Origin of the sequence: Haloactinospora alba (assembly GCF_006717075.1) — a bacterium.
GTDB classification, from domain to species: domain Bacteria; phylum Actinomycetota; class Actinomycetes; order Streptosporangiales; family Streptosporangiaceae; genus Haloactinospora; species Haloactinospora alba.
The window spans coordinates 1,739,867-1,760,331 of the sequence record NZ_VFQC01000001.1; the positions used below are offsets into that span (position 1 = coordinate 1,739,867).

Sequence of the window (20,465 nt, forward strand, 5' to 3'; positions counted from 1 at the left end):
GGTGCTGCGCCGAATGTCCAGGCGAACGCACTGGCGTACCGCGGAGTATGTGCGCAACGGTATCTGGCATACCGCGGAGTACGTGCGCAACGGTATCTGGATCATCCCCGCCTTTTTCGTGGTGGTGGCTATCGCGGCCGGAACCGTTCTCCCGATCGTCGACGAGAAAACCGGCATGACGATCGGGATCACGTTCGGCCCGGATGCCGCCCGCGGCATGCTCGGCTCGTTGGCGGGCGGAATGATCACCTTCACCGGCTTCGTCTTCTCGGTCCTGCTGGTCGCCGTGCAGTTCGGCTCGAGTCAGTTCTCTCCGCGCATGCTGGTCCTGTCCCTGCGGGACCCCGTTACCCAGGCGGCACTCGGTACCTTCATCGCGACATTCCTGTACTCACTGCTCGTGCTGAGCTCCGTCGGCCGGCCGGAGAACCCGGACTTCGTTCCCAACAGCTCGATCTCTGTCGCCCTGTTCCTGCTCATCGCGAGCATGTTCATGTTCCTGCAACTGATTGCGAACACGACATCCGGACTGCGGGTGGCTTCGGTGCTGAACGAGCTCGGCCGTGAGGCGCGCAAGGTGATCGATCGGGTGCACCCGGAACCTGCGGTGAAGGACGAGAGGGGTGAGCGCGGACTCGCACCGCTGCCAGAGGACTCCGACGTGATCACCTACCGTGGTGACCCGGGCGTGATACAGAGTGTGGACCGGCAGGGTCTGTTCTCCCTTGCCACCGATGCCGATGCGATGGTCGAGCTGGTACCGGCGATCGGCGATTTCGTAGTCCCGGGCGATCCGCTCTTTCGGGTCCACGGGGGCAGCGGGCCGCTCGAGGAGCGTGAGTTTCAGTCCGCGGTTGCGGTCGGTGACGAGCGGACCATGGAGCAGGATCCTGGCTTCGCCTTCCGCCTGCTCGCGGACATCTCCGCCAAGGCGCTCTCCCCGGGGACCAACGACCCCAGCACCTCCACACAGGCGCTCGACCAGATCGAGACCCTGCTGCGGATCATCGCCCACCGCCGCCTCACGCCCGGCGTCATGTACGACACCAAGGGGGCCGCTCGGCTCCGCTGGCGAACACCCTCCTGGGAGGACTACCTGAGTCTCGCACTCCATGAGACCCGTCAGTTCGGGGAGGGGTCGGTACAGGTCTCCCGGCGCCTGTGGACGTTGCTTCAGCGCTTGCGCGAGACCGTTCCGAGCTACCGTCGGCCGGCCGTCGAGGTTCAGCTCGAACAGGTGAGGTCGGGGGGCCGCCGGGCGTTCAGCGACAGGCTGGACCGTGACGCCGCCACCACGGTCGACCCACAGGGGCTCGGCTCGTCACGGGGGCTCGAGTGAACAGCCTGACCGCCGGGCGCCGAGACTCGTGAGGAGATGTCAGTCTCCTGCGATAGGAGACTCCAGCAAGAGGCTTGGATCAGCGAGGGGTTTACTGCGCCGCGGTACGGACGGCACGCCCGTTGTCACGGCCGCGGCTCGTCACGGCGCCGACCGCCACCCGTAGGCGTAGATCGGGTTTCGAACCGTTCGCCGCCTTGACCACGGCACAGTGGGACCCTATGGCGTGATCGTGATCTTGCCGACGTGGGTGTGCCGCGAGAATTCGTGCTGGGCGGCATGGATCTCGGAGAGCGGGTAGCGGGCGGCCACTCGTGGGGTGATGTGGCCGTGCCGGGCTGCTTCGGCGAGTTGGGCGAAGTGGTCCGGGGTGTGCATCGATGAGCCGATCAGGGTGAGGTTGTGCAGGTACAGCCGCCGCAGATCGAAGCTGATAACGGAACCAGCGACGGCGCCGGCGATCACCCACCGTCCGCCATCGCGCAGTAGGGGGACGATCTGGTTCACGGAGTCCCCGCCGGCCACGTCGGCCACTGCGTCGAGCCCCTTCGGAACGGCCTGGGCGATTGTCCCAAGGGCGTCGTCCGCGTCGCGGTGGATCACTGTGCGCGCTCCGGCCCGGGACACGAGCTCGCCCTTGTCTCGGGTGGTTATCGCGATCACGTGGGCACCGCGCGCGGCGGCGAGCTGCACCAAGGCCAGCCCGACGCCGCCGGAGGCCCCGGTGACCAGCACCGACTCGCCCGCGGTGATCCGTGCGCGTTCGAGCATGCCCATGGCGGTGCCGTAGGCGATCGGCAGGCAGGCCAGCTGTTCGTCGGACAACGGCGAGCCGGTCATGGCATGTACCCGTGCCGAGGCCACGACGACGTACTGGGCGAAGCCGCCGTTGGCTTCACTTCCCAGCAAGCCGACCGGAGTGGCGTCGGTAGTCTCGGCGTCGTAAAGCGCGGGGTCCACCAGCACTCGCGTGCCGCACAGTGCGGGATCGACCGCCTCTCCGGTCTCGACGACCGTGCCGGCGATATCGCCGCCCTGGATCCGGGGAAAATCGATCGGGCCGCGCCATCCGGCCAACGCCGACGGGGCCTCGGGCAGCCCGTAGGCGCCCTGCCGGGTCCAGAGGTCAGTGTTGTTCACCGCCGCGGCGGCCACCCGGATCAGTACCTCGCCGCGCCCGGGGCACGGCACCGCGGTATCGTCCTGCACCCGCAGCCGCTCGGGCCCACCGAACCCGGTCAGCACGGCCGCCATCATCGACGTGCGCACGCGCCCACCCCCACCTTAACTACTATACTGGTCTGTGAACCTGACATGGTCCAAACCTAGGTATACAACTCTGTAAAGTCAACGGTGATGGGGACACATGGACACCGACTCCAGCCCGGACGAGCAACTGACCCCCGGAGCTCGCCGGATCCTCGAGGTCGCCTCCGAACTGTTCTACTGGCGCGGAATCCACGCTGTGGGGGTGGATACCATCGCCGCCGAGTCCGGAGTCACCAAACGCACCCTCTACGACCGGTTCGGCTCCAAGGACGCCCTCGTCACGGCCTACCTGCATGCCCGCGACCGGCGCTGGCGCAAGCTGGTGCTCACCACGCTGGACGACGCGGGCCCCGATCCTGTGGCGCGGCTCCTGTCCCCGTTCGACGTGCTGACCGACTGGCTGACCCCGAACAGCCGGGGCTGCAGTTTCGTCAACGCTTTCGCCGAACTGACCGAGCCCGACCACCCCGGGCAGCAACTGGTCGTGGCGGAGAAGGTCTGGCTACGCGACCTGTTCCGCCAACTTCTCCAAGACACCGGTATCACCGATGCAGACACCCTCGCCGCGCAGCTACTGAGCCTGCACGAAGGTGCCATCATCAGCTACTCCATCGCCGGCGAGACAACAGCCGCAAACACCGCACGAGCCGCCGCGGAAGCCCTCATCACCAGCGCCGGCCCTCCTCCGTTGGCTCGCGGGACAGCCCCGCCCAGCGGGCCGTCCCGCTGAGGGAGCCCGGGACCGGGAGGTCGAGGCGTTTGCTCATGTCGGGGCGGAAACGCTCACTGCCAGCGGGCGCAGAAGCCCCGAACCCGATCCCACCCTGACGGCTCCTGGCGTCGCCGACGGGGCACCCACTCGACGCCCGAACGGGCGAACAGTCGGCGATGTCACCGCCAGTACCCCCATACGGGAGAACAGCCGCAAACCGCCACACCATAACCTGGGAGGACACCAACAACCGGTGGGTTAGTACGGGGAGGGAACCAACGTGCGGGTACTACTCGTGGACAACCACGACTCGTACACCTACAACCTCTTCCACCTCATATCCCGGGTCACCGGGCACGAACCGACCGTGGTCACCAACGACGAACTGCGCTGGGACCGTGCCCGCTCCACCGGTGTGGACGCCGCCGTCATCTCCCCAGGACCGGGACGCCCCCAGAACCCCAGGGACATGGGCAACGTGTGGGACCTCCTCGCGGACCCCGACATCCCCGTGCTCGGGGTCTGCCTGGGACACCAGGCGATCGCCTACCTCGCCGGAGCCCCCGTACGCTCGGCCCCCGCGGCACGCCACGGTCACCTGAGCAGCATCCACCACACCCAGACGGGCCTGTTCACCGGCATCCCCCAGGACTTCACAGCGGTGCGGTACCACTCCCTGGCGGTCCCCGCCGCGCTTCCCGAACCGCTCACAGCGACCGCCTGGGCCGACGACGGTGTGGTCATGGGTCTCCAACACCGCACCCTGCCCCGCTGGGGCGTCCAGTTCCACCCCGAATCGGTCGCCAGCCAGTACGGGTACCGGCTGGTCGCCAACTTCCTGCAGCAGGCACACCACCACGGGAAGCAGCCACCACCCCCACCGGGGCGGACCGCAGCCCCCCGTTCGGGCTCGTCCCGACCGGAACAACCGACCGCACGTTCCCCCCGGGTGGCGACCCTGCCCTACGCGGTGGACACCGAGGCCGCCTTCACCCACCTCTACGGCGACTCCACACACGCCTTCTGGCTGGACAGCAGCTACCACGGAGACACAGGCCGTTTCTCGTTCCTGGGCGACAACAGGCCGGGGGGAGAGGTCCTTACCTACCGGACCACGGACGGAAGCGTCACCGTCGAGCGGGAAGGCGGAGCGTCCCACCAGGAGCCGGGGACCATCTTCGACGCGTTACGCCGGCGGGTGGCTCCCCACCCCCGCCCGTCGGCCCTACCGTTCGACTTCGCCGGCGGCTACGTCGGCTACTTCGGCTACGAGCTCAAAACCGACTGCGGGGCTCACACCCGGCACCACGCCCACACGCCGGACGCGGTCTGGCTGCGCTGCGAGCGGTTCGTCGCTGTCGACCACGCGCAGGAACGCACCTATGTGGTGGCCGTCGACGCGAGCGAGGACGCCCCCACCTGGGTCGAGGACACACGTGCCCGACTCACCGACCTTCCCTCGGCCGACCCCCCGGCCGCTACCGGCGACGCCCCCGACGTGGAGACGACGCTGGAACGCTCCCGACAGGAGTATCTGGCTGACGTCGAAACGTGCCTGGACTTCCTCACGGCCGGGGAAAGCTACGAGATATGCCTGACCAACCGGTTACGGTTCCCGGCCCCCAAGGACGACCTGGCGTTCTACCGACGGCTGCGTCGGTCCAGGCCCGCGCCGTACGCGGCCCTGCTGCGTTTGGGGGAGACGGCCGTGCTCAGCGCTTCCCCGGAACGGTTCCTGCGCATCACCGGGAGCGGGGAAGCGGACAGCCGCCCGATCAAAGGCACCGCTCCCCGCCACGCCGACCCGGACACGGACGCCCGCAACGCCGCTGAGCTACGCACCAGCGCGAAAACCCGGGCGGAGAACCTCATGATCGTGGACCTGCTGCGCAACGACCTCGGCAGGGTGTGCGAGACAGGCAGCGTGCACGTTCCCGCCTTCATGTACACCGTCTCCTACAGCACGGTGCACCAGCTCATCTCCACGGTCCGAGGGCGGCTACGTCCCGACGTGTCAGCGGTCGACGCGGTTCGGGCGTGCTTTCCCGGCGGGTCCATGACCGGGGCCCCGAAGGAACGCACCATGGAGATCATCGACCGGTTGGAGCACTCGGCGCGCGGCGTGTACTCGGGGGCGCTGGGCTATCTCTCCGACACCGGAACAACCGACCTCAGCATCGTGATCCGCACCGCGGTACGCACCGGTTCCGAGATCACCGTCGGTGCGGGGGGCGCTATCGTTCTCGACTCCGTCCCGGAGGAAGAGTACGAGGAGATGCTGCTGAAGGCCGCCGTGGCGCTCGAGGGATACTGCTGACCGCCTCTCACGGTTGGGCCCGCCCCCGGGCTCCGCGCCCGGGAAGCCGGTCACCGGCGAACCGCCGCGCTACCGACGCTCTGCTCGAGCTGGGCGCGTGCCCCCAGCAGCGCGGGAGTGGAAGCCGTGATGAGCACTGTCGCGATGCTCTTCACGTAGTCGGTCATGCTGTGCTTGTCCTCGAAACGGCGCCGGAAGTCGCTGGCCTGGAGCACGGAGGTGATCCTGGGCAGGATGCCTCCGCCCAGGAAGACACCGCCCGTGGCGCCCAGGGTGAGGGCAACGTTGCCGGCGAACCCTCCCAGTAGCCCGCAGAAGAGCTCCAGGGTCTCGCGGCAGAGGGGATCGTTGTCCGCACTACAGATCTGGGCCGGCGTGAGTTCCTCAGCATCGGCACCGTGCAGCTGTGCGACCGCGCCGTACAACCGCACCAGGCCGGGACCGGACAGCATGTCCTCGGCCGTCACCGTCTGCTGCTGGGAGCGCAGCACACGCACCGCCGCGAGCTCGCCCTCCGTCACGGCGGGGACATCCACGTGCCCGCCCTCACCGGAGACAGGAACCCACCCTCCGGAATGAGGTACCAGGCCGGCGACACCCAGCCCCGTTCCGGGACCCAGAACAGCCATGCTCCGACCGGAGTCGGTCGCTGGCCCGCCCACGGGCAGGACCTCGTCGTCACCCAGCCAGGGGAGTGAGAGGGCCAGCGCGGCGAAGTCGTTGACAACGTCGAGATGCTCAACCCCCAGCTCCCGGCGGGTTTGGGAGATCGAGCAGTCCCAGTGTGCGTTGGTCAGCCGGATCCGGTCCCCGTGTACGGGTCCCGCGACAGCGGCGCACGCGGCGACGGGACGGGCGCCGGGGGCATGCTGCTGCAGGTAGGCAGCCGCTGCGGAAGCCAGATCGCGGTAGGAACGGCACGGCAGGGTGGACACGTGACTGGGCCGCCCCTCGGGAGCAAGCACGAGACCGAACCGCGCGTTGGTTCCACCAACATCACACACCAGCCAGGGCCGGTCAGGTGTGGGAAGCATCGGGTGGCTCACTGTCTCCCCTTCCAGCGGAACGCGACCGCGGCATGGCCTGGTGTGCGGCGTCGGAGCCGCTCCAGGGAATCTCCCGTTGACTTCCCGGAAACCTAGCGGTCCTTCGGTAACGAGGCAACCCTCCCTTTTGGATTCATTGCTGCAAAAGTAGGGAGAATACTCCCGTGTGATCCCGCTACAGCATGATTCAATGGAGCATGTCCCGAAGTAAGGCTTTCCCCTCAGCAGCGTTCTCCAACGGGCATGTCCTGGAACTCATCCGCACCGGCAAAGCCACCACCCGCACGGAGCTCGGGCGCGTCACCGGCCTCTCCCGGCCCGCCGTCGCACTACGCGTCGGGGAACTCGTAGCCCATGGGCTCGTACTCGAGGAAACGACCGCTCCTTCCAACGGAGGGCGCCCACCCAGCCAGCTGCAATTCAACTCCTCTGGCGGGGTCATCCTCACCGCGGCTCTCGGAATCTCGCGCAGCCAGGTCGCCGTGTGCGACCTGTCCGGCCGCGTGCTGGCGCAGGAGAACGGTTCTCCACACGTGGAACACGGTCCCACAGCCGCCCTGGAATGGGTGATGGACAGCTGGGAGAGCCTTATAGGAAAGACCGGACACACGGTCCACGACGTCTACGGGACAGGCATCAGCGTCCCCGCCACCGTCGAGTTCGCCGTGGCCCGCACCCAGAATCCCCCCGTGCTCGCCAACTGGAGCGACGTCGCCGTGGAACCCCAGGTGGCAGAACGTTTCCCCGGCCCTGTCCTCCTCGACAACGACGTCAACGTGATGGCTCTGGCAGAGCACCGTTCCCTGCACGGCGCCCCGGACGCTGACGACATGATCGTCGTCAAGGCCTCCACAGGCATCGGGGCCGGCATCATTTCCGGCGGTGCGCTGGTACGCGGTTCGCTCGGTGCGGCTGGGGAACTCGGCCACATCCCGGTGCGCACGTCCTCCACCAGGCCGTGCCGGTGCGGAAACACCGACTGTCTCGAAACCGTCGCCGGAGGCGCCGCACTTGTGGAGCACCTCGCCGCCCACCCCACGAACGCCGAGACCGTGCACGAGGTCGCGGAGTTGGCACACGGTGGGGACCCCCAGGCGACCTATGCCGTCCGAACGGCCGGGCGTCACCTCGGCGAGGTGCTCGCGGGAGCGGTCAACCTCCTCAACCCCGCTGTGATCACCCTGGGCGGGGATCTCGCCTACGCCTACGATCCGCTGGTGGCCGGGGTCCGTGAGGTCATCTTCCGACGTTCCACCGCCCTGGCCACACGACAGCTACGCATCGTGGGAAGCGAACTCGGTGAGCAGGCCGGGCTGCTCGGTTGCGCGGTGATGGTGCTCGACCACATCCTCTCTCCCGAGGCGGTGAACGCCATGATCGCCTCCCAGACCTCCCGGTAGCAGACACCACGCAAAGCACAGCGGCCGGGCGCCGCGCGCTCACGAGAACCCCTGCTCGCCGCCCCGAAGGCGGTACTGTGGCCCCTATGGAGAATGCATCTAACCGGCCGTCCACCTCGGTTGAGGACTACGTGAAGGTCATCTACGACCTTCAGGAACGCGGCTCGGGCCCGGTGACGATCTCCAGAATGGCCGAACGGCTGTCGGTGTCTAACTCGTCCGTCTCCGGCATGCTCCGCAAGCTCAGTGAGCTCGGCCTGGTGCACCACCAGCGTTACGGCGCCGTCCAGCTCACCGACACCGGAACGAAGACCGCGCTGTCGGTACTGCGACGTCACCGGCTCCTGGAAACCTATCTCGTGGAAGCACTCGGCTACTCGTGGGACGAAGTGCACGACGAGGCCGAGGAGCTCGAGCACGTCGTGTCCGACACGTTCGTCAACCGGATCGCGGAAAGTCTGGGAAACCCCCTGGTGGACCCCCACGGGGATCCCATACCCACCCGTGACGGAAGCACCGTCGAACGGGACGTCCGCCGGCTCTCGCAGGCCGAGACCGGAGCCACCGGCGTCATCGTCCGGGTGAACGACTCCGATCCCAACCTGTTGCGCTACCTGGCCGAACAGCGCATCGGCATCGGTATGCGGGTGGAGGTGCTGGGGCACCAACCCTTCGGCGGGCCACTAGTCATCCGTATCGGCTCCGCCGACGACCAACGCGAACAGACTCTCGGCGTCGTCGCCGCGGAGGCTCTGTGGTTCGCGCCGGCGGGGGAGTAGTCCGCCGGCGGCTCACCGGCGAAGCAGCGCACAGTCCCCGCACATGCCGCACCCGGGTATGCGGTAGTACAGACAGCACGTCGCACGGACGAACGCGTGCTGCTCTCCGGACCGGTCAAACTCTCCGAGACCGGTGAACGGTTCACGCCCCAGTAACAGCTCCGTCAGAACAACGGCGTCGTCAGTGACCCACGGACGGTCCCGCGCCAGTGCCTGTACGGTTCCGGCCAGGGAGGAGGCAGCGTTTCCCCACAACAGACGGGGTGCCACCTTCACCTGGGAGCGCAACGCCGTAGCGATCGGGGCGAGGGTTCCCTGAACGACCCGCTGGTGGATCAGCTCGGCCAGTGAGTCGACGCGTGGGGTGTGAAACGTATCGGACGCCGGTGGTTCCCCGACCAGTGCGAGTGGCAGCATCCCCCCTTCGGGGCGCCACCGCAGCGCGCCGGGATCGAGTGCCACCCCATGGCACAGCGCCGCGCCCACGGTTGGCGACAGCAGGCGGGATGCCAGTCCCTGGTACATGATGGAGGCGGCAACACGCCGTTCCACACGGGAAACGGCGACACCGGCACGGGACGCCAGCCGGGTGCGCACCTCACTGACGCGCTCCTCCAGGTAACCAGGGTGCTCCCACAGCTCCCGGAGGGGAAGCCACCCCGATCCGGTCTCTCGCATGTCAACCGAGAAGAACGCGTTGACCGCGGAGACGTCACTGACCGCTGCCCGCACCCCGGAACCGGCCACTGCTGTCCTCACCTCCCTGCCGACGTTCTCCGGAAACGGTCTCACGTACCAGGAGGCGAGGAGCCATCCGGGCAGCCCGGACCTCACCCGACGTTGGAGGAAGACACGTACTGCGCTTTCCCGTGCCCGAGCGACCAGTCGGCCGCCTCGTTCTCGGCCAGGACAACGAACACGTTCCGCGGTTCGGTACCCGCGTACTCGTGGGCCAACTCGGCGATCCGCCGGTACATGTCCTGTTTCTGCGACGGGGTGCGCCCGGAACGCATCGTGATGGCGACGTACACGATGTCGTCGTCACGATGCACATCGGGATAACCGTCGTAGCGCAGCGTGCTGTTGACGCCGTCGTGATTGGTCAGTACCTGGAACCGGTCGTCGTACGGGAAACCGATGGTCTCCACCATGGCGTCGTGCACGGCGCGGCCGAGCGCGTTGAGCCGGTCTCTGCCGACCCGCCACACGTGGATGCTCCTCAAGACCGCCGAAGCGAGGTCACCGTGGGGGCGGGATGTCCACCCAGCTGGGCAGCGGTTCCATGTGGGAACGCCACTCCTGCGGCAGATGGCCTCCCGGGACTCGGGTGGCGACGATACCGCCCACGATGGCGCACGTGGTGTCGGCGTCACCGCCAGGCGCAACCGTGTGCCACAACGCGCCGGGGTAGTCGTCGAGGTGTTTGGCTGCCACCCACAGCGTGAACGGAACCGTGTCGGCCGCGGTGATCCTGCTACCGCAGCCCAGCTCCCGAGCCACGGCGTGAGGGTCGGACACCACGAGAAGACTGCGTGCGTTGGCGATCCCGTCACATACGCTCCCGGCGGGGACGTACTCCAACGTCTCCTCGAGGAAAGCCCCGGCTCCCGTCGGTTCGTTGCGAGCCGCGACGGCCGCCGCGACAGCGACCGCGACGGCCCCGGCGATGCCGTCGGGGTGAGTGTGGGTCACCTGGGCCGACACCGCTGCGTTGCGGGCGGCGTGGTCAGTACTGTCAGCGAACCACGCCCCGAGCGGCGCCACCCGCATCGCAGCGCCGTTCCCCAACGAGCCGGCACCGTCGAACTGGGCTGCGGCGAGCTCACGCCAGTCCCCGCCCTCACGGATGTCGCGCAACAGCCGGCCGGCAGCCGGCCCGTAGGCGCGGTCCGGGTTGTAGTGCGCGGCGAAGCTGGCAGCCAGCGCGTCCGGATCGACGCTTCCGTCACGGACCAGCTCGCTGTAGACCGAACAGGCCATCTCCGTGTCGTCGCTCCACGGCCACGGGCCGGGAGGAAGTACCCGTTCGGCCAGTGTGTGCTGGTCCGCGCCGACGAAGATCCGCGACCCGAAACCGTCGCCGATCGCCAACCCCGTCAGTGCGGTCCGGGCGCGCTGCGTTGGTGTGGTTTCGGTACGCAACATGACGGTACTAGTCGTGCCCAATACAGGCGCTGTCATACCTGCCGCCCGAAACCACACGGGAAGGAACATCCCTGGCACCGTTCGGAAAGCATGTCGACGTGTGTACACGCTCTGAGCACACGGAGCGGCCTGTTCCCGCGCACGACAGGAAACAGTTCCCAACCCCCTGGTGAGTGGCCCACGGGACCGTGTGTCCGATACTGGGCAGTGAGACTGGACCGCGTCGGAAAGAGACGACTGTGAGCGCCACAGCACCGGAGACGCCATTGGCGGGCTCCACCATCGGGGTTACCGCCGCACGCCGCGTTGAGGAACAAGCGACGATGCTGCGCCGCTACGGCGCCTTGGTGCGCTGCGCACCAACGATGCGGACCGTTCCCCTGAGTGACGACCACCGGTTGGTGGACGCGTCCCACGAGCTCCTCGAGCACCCCGTGGACGTGATCGTCGTCACCACCGGGGCAGGTCTCACCGGCTGGGTGCAGGCCGCCCAGGAGTGGGGGATCGGCGCACCCCTGGTTCAGGCGATGGCAACAGCCAGGATCGTCGTACGCGGCCCGAAAGCCAAGGGCGCGGTACGTTCCGTCGACCTCACGGAAGAGTGGACGGCACCGAACGAGACGTCCGATGAAATGCTGGACTACCTCCTTGGGGAGTTCCCGGCAGGACTGCGCATCGCGGTGCAGGTGCACGGGGACCCCATGACCGACTTCTGCGCGGCGCTGCGCACGGCCGGCGCCACCGTCATCGAGGTTCCGGTGTACCGCTGGACCGAACCCGAGGACGTGGGGGCGGTGGACGACCTGGTGACCGCTGTGGTGCGACGCGAACTCGAGGCGGTCACCTTCACCAGCGCACCCGCTGTTTCGGGGCTGTTCCGCCGCGCCGAAGCGCTCGGTGCCGAGGACGAGATGGTAGCCGCCTTCAGCGACAGGGTGCTCGCGATGAGCGTGGGACCGGTGACGGCACACCCTCTGATGAGCCGGGATGTCCCCACACTGTGGCCGCAACGCAACCGCACAGGCGCCATGGTGCGCAAACTCGCCGAGACGTTGGCGGACCGGTCGGGGTGAGGGCGGACCCTCGCGTGTCCACACCCGGCATCATCCGTACACGCACACTCGATGACGGAAAGCGATAATACGCGGTAAACCAGAACTCCAACTTTCGTTATCGTGCTGTTACGCGTATGGTCGTTCCTGGTCGGCACGCAACCGTCGCCGAGACTGCGTCGTCAGCCGACCCACCACCCCACCCCATGCCCCGGGTGGCCCGCCGCGCCCCCGCACCGGCCCTACAACCCTCACAGGGCCGGTACTGCGCGGCCACATCCCGTCCCCGTTCAAAGGATGCTGCATCGTGGGCAGTCACGAACCTTTCCGTGCGCCGGTGTTCCAGCGCATGAAAAGCAAACGTGCGATTGTTGTCACCGCCGTTGCAGGAGCCGTGCTCATCACTGGCGGTACCGCCGGCGCCGCCGCCATCGGCGATCTCGCCCCCGGTCCCGAATCCGCCGCAATGACGGTTCCCGAAGCCGACATCGCCGGTCTCACCCCTTCCGACCCGACCCCTGGGAAGGATGGGAAGAAAGACACGGAGGGCGAACAGGAGCAAGCACGCGAGAGCGCCTCGCAAAGCGCGGACAGCACGACACAGCAGAAGGAAGAACCCGAGGAAGAGCCACAGGACGAGGAGAACACCTCCGCGTCCGGCCAGTCCGACAACGGCGGCGACAGTTCCGGATCGGAGGATCTCACCCCCACCGGTCAGAGCGTCTCCTGTGAAGCCTCCATGTACAGCGAGCCCCAGCCCACCGCCAGCGGGGAACAGTTCGACCCCAGTGCCATGACAGCCGCACACAAGAGTCTGCCGATGGACACGAAGGTCAACGTCACCAACCCCTCCAACGGCAAATCAGTAACCGTACGCATCAACGACCGCGGACCGTACGTCGAAGGCCGTTGCCTGGACCTGTCCACCGCCTCGTTCGAGAAGATCGCCTCACCCAACGCTGGAGTCACCGATGTCCAATGGCAGGTCGTGAGCTGAACCGCCTGGTGGCTCCCCACCTGCTTCCGGGGAGCCACCGCTGGCCGTCTGCCCTCGCCGACGGCGACCGGCGCCGACCGGAAGTCCACGCACCGCAACGACAGCAGAGGCAGCCTGGCCCGAACGAACGGCCCAGGACAGCACACGGAATGAGGCTGTGACGACATCAACTCTCAACACCTGACGCGAGGCCGATCGCGCGCGGCCTCAGACGCTGTGCGGCCGGGCGCACACGGGCAGCCCGACAGAGCCGACCCGAGGTCCGGCTTGAGGGTGAGCGGAAGAAGGTGCCAGGTCTCAAGAGCGGGCGGAGTCGCGCGGTGTGTCCTCTGTCCTCACGACGACGGCGGCCGCGGGAACCCCACGGCGACGCGGAAGAACGGCTCAAACGGTTCTCCAGCGGCGGTGGTCCCGGCCGCTTGAGTTCGCACCAGCGGGTCGGCAACCGGACGGTCCGAGCCCGGATCGCGGCCCGCCCCCGGACACCGGCGAAACGCCGCCGCCATCGTGACCGCGTCACAACTAACGCGAACCGGGTCCACGACCAGGCAACAATGCTGCGGTGACGGGAAGCCTGCCTTCGTGGCAGCTACCGTGCTTCGGCCCAACAGAACACGGGATCCGGAACCACGACAGCCAGCGCGCAAAGAATCACGTCACGAAGCGCTCGGAGCGGCAGCAGAAGGGGTCTGAGGAAGCTGAGTACAGAAATTAGCGGTAGTACTCTCTGTAACTGTTATTGCTCAGAGTTACCTTCTGACTTGCTGAGATACCGGTAGATGCTTGAGCGGGTGACGCCGAACTCAGCGGCGATCTGGGCCACGGTGTAGCGGCGTTTGCCGTCCTCAGCGGTTTCCTCATACATCTGGCGGGCGAGCTGAACCTGGCGGGGGCCGAGCTTGGGTTTCTGCCCACCGGTGCGGCCGCGGGCGCGAGCAGCCTGCAGCCCATCAATGGTGCGCTCGCTCAGCAGAGCGTGTTCGAACTCGGCAATGGCGCCCAGGATCTGGAAGAACATCCGGCCCACAGCAGTGGCGGTGTCGATGCCCTGGTCCAGCACGACCAGGTCCACTCCCCGGCGCTGGAGGTTCTTGGACAGCTCGATGAGGTGTTCCAGGGAACGCCCCAACCGGTCGAGCTTGGTGACCACGAGCTGGCCGCCCTCGCGGGTGACCATGAGGGCGTTGTCCAGCTCAGGGCGTCTTGCCAGCGAGCCGGAGGCGTTGTCGATGAAGACGCGCTGGCAGTCGGCCGCTACCAGCGCGTCGTGTTGGGCTTCAGGGTGTTGGTCGCGAGTGGAGACCCGTCCGTACCCGATCCGCATGCGGTGAGCGTATCGAAAACCGGGGTTGGTGTTACATAGGCGCGGACACGGGTTGTGTTACACCTTCACCCCCGGGGAGAACGCAGGGGGTTGCCGATTAATTACTTACGGATCTCGGAGTCAGTGACCCTCTACGATTCCACTATGACAGAGCGTACTGAACCGGTGCTCGCGGACGTATTCGCCAAGCTCTTGCGCCACATGGACGAACGGCAGAAGCGCCTGACCGCGGGAGCCGCAGCACGGGCCCTCGGCCACGGCGGCATCCGCACGATCGCGCGAGCGACGCGCATCGCCGAGTCCACCATCGCCCGAGGCGCAGACGAACTCAACACCGCCACGGAATCGCACGGACGCACCCGCGTGGCGGGCGCAGGCCGCAAACCGCTGCGCGATACCGACCCGGGCCTGGTCCCGGCCCTATTGGCACTGGTGGAGCCCGACCAGCGCGGCGACCCCGAATCCCCACTGCGCTGGACCACCAAGTCCACACGCAACCTGGCTCAGGAACTGACCCGCCAGGGACATCCGGTCGGCTCCGACACCGTCGCGGCCCTACTCAAAGCAGAAGGGTTCTCCCTGCAGGCCATCTCCCGCACCACCGAGGGCGCCCGCCACCCCGACCGCGACGTCCAGTTTCGCTACATCAACGACCAGGCCACCGAGCACCTGGAGGCCGGCCGACCAGTCATCAGCGTCGACGCCAAGAAGGAGGAAGTTCTCGGCGGCTATGCCGTGGCCGGACGTGAATGGCACCGCACCGGGCAACCGGTCCGGGTGCGTGCCCATGACTTCCCCGACAAGGGGGGCGGCCAAGGCGGTGCCCTACGGCATCTACGACATTGGTGCCGATGCCGGCTGGGTGACGGTCGGCTGCGACGGCGATGCCGCCCGCTTCGCGGTGGCCACCCTGCGCCGCTGGTGGCAGGGCCACGGGCGGCGCCGCTACCTCGAGGCCAGTCGGCTGTTGATCACCGCCCGCACCGCCCAGAACCTGGCCGACCTGGTGGGAAGGACCACCCCGAAATCAAGCAGTAATTAATCGGCAACCCCCTGTCTCGCGCGCCCGCTGCAACACCCATATCCGCAGGTCAGATAACGAAGTACGGCTGCCGTACCAGCGCACTAACACACTCTTTACTGGAAATCCAAGAATCGAGCTTGGCCACAATGGGCCAAAGAGCTAAAGTTTTAAATATCCTGTGATGGAAAGCGTACGAACGAGGTTAGCGAGTTTGCTGTGAACATTGCCACTCCTGGTGCAGTCTATGGCCTAACACGTCCAGCGCACGCAGAAACCTACTCACTCAAGATCGCATCAAAAAATAGCTACTCCGGGATTGCGAGGGTCTGTATATATTTGTTTACATATCAGAAACGAAGAGTCCCCCAGGAAAGGATTCACCATGTTGAGGAGAACCTCCTTCGTCTCCAGTGCCATCGCCATCACCGCAGCGATGTCCATCACTCTTTCCGGTATGTCTCCGGCTTCAGCCGAGGAGATCCCAGTCATGGGAGGCCATGAGGTGATGCAGGTCGATGCACAGTCCCAGGCTTCTCCAGAAGAGGTAAACGAGATCCTCGCTCAGGAACTGACCGAGGAAGAGCTGGCCCTTATCGACGAGCATTTCGATACCGCCTCCGAAGACGAGGTCGGAACCCGGGCCTTACCCGCCGTCGTTGTCGCTGCCGCAGCCTGGTGCGCGCGTGGCGCGCTCGCCAGTGTTCCCACTACTGCCTTGACCGACCTTATTAATGGCCAGAGCTCTAGCTGGCAAACCTACGCGCAGAACGCAGCTGTGGGATGCTTGGTCGGCGAAGTCGGAGGTGTCGTATGGCGCGCGATCCCTCAGGCTGCGAAGAAGGCCGCAATCCGCGGAGTGTTTGTCTACTACTTGTCCATTCGCGGACCCCAGTAATTATCCGCAAAAGTGGGTTATTCACCAATGCGCAAGATAAATTATGGAATCCGTTGTCGCATTTCTATTCCTGATCAAAATATTATTATCTTTGGCCTTCGTTTTCTTTGGGAGGATGGGATTACGGAACAACAAAAACTATCTCGGTGATACCCCCGACCGTGTAGACTTCGACCCCGAACTTCGCAGGAAAGCGAACAAGATATTAATCATCTGGGGGTTGTGTGCCTTCGTGCTATCTCTTCCTCCTTTTCTTTGGTCCTTCAATGTCGCTTCCTCAGAGGAATCGTTCTCGATGGTCGGCCTAGCACTCCTTGTTGCGTATAGCATCATCACTACCTCAGCACTGCTTTACCCCTTCGAACGAATTAAGAAGATAGGAAATGCGATCAACTCGCATTGACAAGTAGTTCACTCGATTTGGGGAACCCCGACCATCTATGTTCTTTCCCATCATCAGGAGGTACCCAGCGCGGTGTCATAGCGTCGTAGCAACACCACAGTTCACAGAGGGGTGCTATGAGGGGCGACGACCGTTGATCCTGGGGGAATAAGTACCTCGACATCTCCCAGTACTGGCCGTATCTGACCGCTAATATCGAGGACATCAACAACCGGCCCTGGCCCTGCCTGGACTACCTCACCCCCAAAGGAAGTCATGCAGCAGCTCCTTATCGACGGCGTTGTTTCCACGGATTAACACCGCCCGATCCGTGAGGCACTGCTCATGGCAAGGTATTGGGGTCTGAGACTGGCAGGAAGATGTCCGCCTTCCACTGGCATGTGGGGGACGGAAGGCGGACATCCCACCGCTCAACTCACACGCCAACGACAGCGCCCCAACCCGCTATCGCCTTCGTCAGACCATCAGTGTGAGCCAGGTCCTGCAGATCCTGCAGCAGCGCGCCGCAGTACGCACGGGCCGCGTCCTCATCGATAGGATTAATGACCATAGCTGGAGACTACTCATCAGTTAGCACCTGATGCTACGCCCATTACCAGCACCTCTCTATGCCAGATCCTTTTTCATAGCTCGGTGGCACAGACCTTCCCGTGCCACAGCGTCTTCGGCGGGGGCGGCCGTTCTACTCCTCGGTTGCTTCAGGATCGCGGAGCGGACGCAGCCCGGCCTGCACGTCGGGTTGGGGGAAGGTGTAGGAGCCCAGGAAGTTGATGTGTTCGCAGATCAGTGGGGACAAGCGGGCGCACATGTCCTCAGTAGCGGGAAACCCGTCAGCGCGTAGCTGGTCTACGGCGGCGTCGATGTAGAGACTGTTCCACCACACCACGGCGTTGAGTGCCAATCCCAGCGATCCGAGTTGGTCTTCCAGGCCCTGGCGGTAGCGTTGGCGTAGCTCGCCGCGGTTGCCGTGGCAGATCTTGCGGGCCAGCCCGTGGCGGGCCTCGGAGGTGTTGAGCTGGGCAGTAATCATGCGCCGGTAGCTCTCGTCGTGCAGGAACTGCAGCAGGTGCAGGGTCTTGAAGATGCGGCCGTAGTGGGCGAAGGCATCGCCCAGCCCGATGGGCCGGCCGTCACGGGAGAGCATGCGCATCAGGTCATGGGCACGCACCGCCCCGGTGGTCAGCGAGCCGGCCACGCGCAGCATGTCTTCCCAGTGGGCCCGGATCTTGTCCAGGTGGACGGTATGGCGCGACATCGTATCCAGGGGTCCGTAGTGGGCGTGGGTGTTGGTGCGCCACAACCTGGTGTCGCCCAGATCGGCGATGCGTGGGGAGAACTGGTAACCGCAGATCGCGAACAACCCGAAGACGAGATCGGAGTAGGAAGCGTTGTCGGTGACCACCCTTTCGGGTTTCTCGCCGCCGTCGCGGGCGTGGATGGCGTCCAGGATGAACAGCGAGTCGCGCAGCGTTCCGGGCACGACCACTCCACCTAGGCCCATGACCTGGTCGTTGACGACGTTGAGCCAGGTGGCGCCGCGTTTACGCAACCCGAAGTACTTCGGGTTGGCCCGCGTATGCAGGTTGTTGACCGGGACGACGAAGCGCATTCCGTCGGCCGAGGCGAGCAGTCCTCCGCCCCAGGAGTCGACGATGCCGATGTCGGATTGGGCTTCGATGAGGCGAGCGTTGGCGGCACTGATGGTCTCGGCGCGGACATAGCCCTGGTCAACCTGGTGCAGCCGACTGCGGGTCAGAGCGGCAACGCCGGGTTTGGCCACGGGAGTCAGCCCGATGTTGCAGGCTTCAGACACCAGCAGTGCGCACAGGCTGGCGTTGAAGTCCTCCATGCGGGTCTCGGCCCCGGAGATATGGGTGAAGTCGCGGGTGAAACCGGTGCGGGCGGCCACCTCCATCAGTAGGTCGGGAAAGTCCACCCGCGGCATCATCGCCTCCACCCGGGCACGGAACTGACCCATCAGGGGCGGTTCGGCCCCAGCCCCCAGGGGGTCCATGCGCAGTTTGCCACCGTCGAACTGCACGGCAGTGTTGGTGCTCAACCCCTCCAGCACCCGGTGGTAGCCGTCCTCCAACGCCGAGGCGAGTTCAGCCAGGTGCGCGGCGGGCTCGGATTCCAGGCCCAGTGCCGCCAGCACCGTGGGCCGTGTGTGCTCCCACTGCTGTCCGGATAGTAGGCGAGCGCGGGGATCACCCCACCGGTCACCGCCGCGAGCGAACACATCACGGCGCCGTAGCGCCTTGTGCAGGTGTTCCATGACGCACATGATGAAAGCGGTCTTGTCGATGCGCCCCGGATCCACGTTCGGGTTGGCAAAGATGGGGCGCTTCCAGGACCCTCCGGTGAGCTCGGCGTGGGCGGCGATGTCCTCAGCGCGGTAGTGCTTACGACTGCGAGCCATGGGAGCGGCGGTACGCAACGCGTCCAGTACCGGTTGTCCTGCCTCGGTGGCATCGAACTCGATAACGTCCAGCAGTAGCTCGATGAAGCCCTGCACGGTGCGGTAGCGCTTGACCAAGCGGGCGCGCCACTCCGCAGCGGCGTCAGCGTCGTCGGGAACTTGCTCGGCCACGGTGTTGACCGCGGTGACGAGCTTCTGACGGTCAACAACCTCCTCGATGGCGTTCCACACCTGCGGCAGTGAGACCGCCTGTTCGTGGCTGTCCTGGGATGTCGCCAGCAACACCTCCAGGGCTTGGGCCATGTTCTTGGCTGCCATGCGCAGTTCAGGCAATCTGTTCAGCTTGTCCTCGTTGCCCTCGCGCACCGACCGGTTAATCAGCTTGGAGACCATTAGCAGATTCAAGACGTCCAGGGCGTCATCCACCGAGGACGTCTCCAGGCTGCGTACCGTTGCCAGCAGGGTCGCGCTCTTGCGGTATTCGTCCAACCCACGCAGGGTCGGAGCTTTGGACTTCAGCCCGTACTTGGCCAGAGCGTCCAGTTTGACCGCCGGAACGTCGGCGACATCGATTTGGCCCGTACCTACCGATGAGATCTCGGAGACACGGTCCAAGGCGGCGACCATGGCATGGCTTGAGGCCCGGGTCGGCTCGCTACGCAGCCGCTCCAGCTCCGAGCGTCGCCTGTCCTCGGGCACATGCAACAGCCCGGTCATGGCTGTCTGCACCGTTGTGGGGAGGCGCTGGTGCATGTTCGCATGCAGCCGGGCGTTCTCCTCCCGGCGCACGGTCGCTACCATCCGGGCCAGCACCGTCAAGCCCGGGAGTAGCACCTTGTTCTCCACCAGATACACCACGGCCCGATCGAACAAAGTCCGCGGTCCTTCCTCAGTGGTCCACACCCGCGCGGCCAGGAACGTCCGTAGTTCTTCCTGGCCCGCCGCGAAGTCGCGATAGCCGAACGCGTCCCGGATCTCCCAGGAATGCTCATAGGCGGTCTGCTGACGCCGTCGGTATTCACCAACGCAGGCGGGATCTATGTCGAGCTGTTCGGCGACGAAAGTGATCGCTGAGGTAGGAAGGCCGGTGGGGTTGTCCGGCAGGAAGACTCCCAGCATGCGCACAGTGCCCCACTGCAGGGTCCATCCCAGCTTGGAGGCCGGCCCCCGCTTGGCCGTAGCCATGGCCCGCGCCTGACTGTCGAGGCGGAAGAACTGCTCCAGCTCGCTCACAGACACCTCGGCGGGGAAACGAGCGTAGCGGGCGATCTGTTCATCGGAGAGAAAATCATGTGGCATGGGCCAGAACGTAGGGCCACCGCACCCGCCCATCAGGGCAGTGTC

General features: G+C 65.9%; 16 protein-coding genes and 1 pseudogene. 9 read left to right on the forward strand and 8 right to left on the reverse strand.

All coding sequences use genetic code 11. The features are described 5' to 3' along the window. Nucleotides 1–13: 13 nt before the first annotated feature. Nucleotides 14–1,339, forward strand: a complete 1,326-nt coding sequence (locus tag FHX37_RS07875; protein WP_141923213.1) for a DUF2254 domain-containing protein — start codon at nucleotides 14–16, stop codon at nucleotides 1,337–1,339. Nucleotides 1,340–1,558: 219 nt separating this feature from the next. Here FHX37_RS07875 and FHX37_RS07880 read toward each other — a convergent pair whose 3' ends face one another. Next, entirely contained in the window at nucleotides 1,559–2,608 is a 1,050-nt protein-coding gene (locus FHX37_RS07880; protein ID WP_246062181.1) for a zinc-binding dehydrogenase, read from the reverse strand. Between the two features lie 97 nt (nucleotides 2,609–2,705). On the opposite strand from FHX37_RS07880, the gene FHX37_RS07885 reads away from it, so the two are divergent. Beyond that, nucleotides 2,706–3,338: a TetR/AcrR family transcriptional regulator gene (locus tag FHX37_RS07885; protein WP_141923216.1), complete on the forward strand. Its 633-nt coding sequence runs from the start codon at nucleotides 2,706–2,708 to the stop codon at nucleotides 3,336–3,338. A 262-nt stretch (nucleotides 3,339–3,600) separates the two neighbouring features. Beyond that, nucleotides 3,601–5,637 (forward strand): aminodeoxychorismate synthase component I, encoded by a 2,037-nt coding sequence (gene pabB / locus FHX37_RS07890; protein WP_141923218.1) that lies wholly within the window; start codon nucleotides 3,601–3,603, stop codon nucleotides 5,635–5,637. Nucleotides 5,638–5,687: 50 nt separating this feature from the next. Here the strand turns inward: pabB and glk are convergent, their stop codons facing one another. Further along, nucleotides 5,688–6,671, reverse strand: a complete 984-nt coding sequence (gene glk, locus FHX37_RS07895) for a glucokinase (protein WP_141925101.1) — start codon at nucleotides 6,669–6,671, stop codon at nucleotides 5,688–5,690. 209 nt (nucleotides 6,672–6,880) lie between these two features. On the opposite strand from glk, the gene FHX37_RS07900 reads away from it, so the two are divergent. Further along, the gene (locus FHX37_RS07900; protein WP_141923219.1) at nucleotides 6,881–8,083 is read left to right on the forward strand and encodes an ROK family transcriptional regulator; all 1,203 of its coding nucleotides are present in this window, start codon (nucleotides 6,881–6,883) and stop codon (nucleotides 8,081–8,083) included. Nucleotides 8,084–8,169: 86 nt separating this feature from the next. After that, entirely contained in the window at nucleotides 8,170–8,862 is a 693-nt protein-coding gene (locus tag FHX37_RS07905) for a metal-dependent transcriptional regulator (RefSeq protein WP_141923221.1), read from the forward strand. Between the two features lie 12 nt (nucleotides 8,863–8,874). Here the strand turns inward: FHX37_RS07905 and FHX37_RS07910 are convergent, their stop codons facing one another. Genes FHX37_RS07910 through FHX37_RS07920 form a run of 3 tightly spaced genes read right to left on the reverse strand, consistent with a single transcriptional unit; the run spans nucleotide 8,875 to nucleotide 11,007 of the window. Further along, nucleotides 8,875–9,654, reverse strand: a complete 780-nt coding sequence (locus tag FHX37_RS07910) for a (2Fe-2S)-binding protein (RefSeq protein WP_246062182.1) — start codon at nucleotides 9,652–9,654, stop codon at nucleotides 8,875–8,877. Between the two features lie 38 nt (nucleotides 9,655–9,692). Beyond that, nucleotides 9,693–10,070 carry a tautomerase family protein gene (locus FHX37_RS07915; RefSeq protein ID WP_246062183.1) on the reverse strand — a complete coding sequence of 126 codons (378 nt, stop codon included), beginning with the start codon at nucleotides 10,068–10,070 and terminating at the stop codon, nucleotides 9,693–9,695. Between the two features lie 31 nt (nucleotides 10,071–10,101). Next, the gene (locus FHX37_RS07920) at nucleotides 10,102–11,007 is read right to left on the reverse strand and encodes an ADP-ribosylglycohydrolase family protein (protein ID WP_141923223.1); all 906 of its coding nucleotides are present in this window, start codon (nucleotides 11,005–11,007) and stop codon (nucleotides 10,102–10,104) included. Nucleotides 11,008–11,246: 239 nt separating this feature from the next. Between FHX37_RS07920 and FHX37_RS07925 the strand changes: the two genes are divergently transcribed. Beyond that, the gene (locus tag FHX37_RS07925) at nucleotides 11,247–12,080 is read left to right on the forward strand and encodes a uroporphyrinogen-III synthase (protein WP_170181527.1); all 834 of its coding nucleotides are present in this window, start codon (nucleotides 11,247–11,249) and stop codon (nucleotides 12,078–12,080) included. A gap of 373 nt (nucleotides 12,081–12,453) precedes the next feature. Beyond that, the gene (locus tag FHX37_RS23495; protein WP_246062184.1) at nucleotides 12,454–13,056 is read left to right on the forward strand and encodes a septal ring lytic transglycosylase RlpA family protein; all 603 of its coding nucleotides are present in this window, start codon (nucleotides 12,454–12,456) and stop codon (nucleotides 13,054–13,056) included. 736 nt (nucleotides 13,057–13,792) lie between these two features. Here FHX37_RS23495 and FHX37_RS07935 read toward each other — a convergent pair. Then, nucleotides 13,793–14,380 carry a recombinase family protein gene (locus FHX37_RS07935; protein WP_141923228.1) on the reverse strand — a complete coding sequence of 196 codons (588 nt, stop codon included), beginning with the start codon at nucleotides 14,378–14,380 and terminating at the stop codon, nucleotides 13,793–13,795. Between the two features lie 144 nt (nucleotides 14,381–14,524). On the opposite strand from FHX37_RS07935, the pseudogene FHX37_RS07940 reads away from it, so the two are divergent. Both FHX37_RS07940 and FHX37_RS07945 read left to right on the forward strand, forming a co-directional pair. Then, nucleotides 14,525–15,359 (forward strand): annotated as a pseudogene (locus FHX37_RS07940) (ISAzo13 family transposase); the annotation flags it as partial. Between the two features lie 427 nt (nucleotides 15,360–15,786). After that, nucleotides 15,787–16,299, forward strand: a complete 513-nt coding sequence (locus FHX37_RS07945; protein ID WP_141923230.1) for a hypothetical protein — start codon at nucleotides 15,787–15,789, stop codon at nucleotides 16,297–16,299. An 818-nt stretch (nucleotides 16,300–17,117) separates the two neighbouring features. Here the strand turns inward: FHX37_RS07945 and FHX37_RS23840 are convergent. Both FHX37_RS23840 and FHX37_RS07950 read right to left on the reverse strand, forming a co-directional pair. Continuing rightward, entirely contained in the window at nucleotides 17,118–17,252 is a 135-nt protein-coding gene (locus tag FHX37_RS23840) for a hypothetical protein (RefSeq protein WP_281288283.1), read from the reverse strand. Between the two features lie 132 nt (nucleotides 17,253–17,384). After that, nucleotides 17,385–20,420 (reverse strand): Tn3 family transposase, encoded by a 3,036-nt coding sequence (locus FHX37_RS07950; protein ID WP_141923232.1) that lies wholly within the window; start codon nucleotides 20,418–20,420, stop codon nucleotides 17,385–17,387. Between the last annotated feature and the right edge of the window lie 45 nt (nucleotides 20,421–20,465).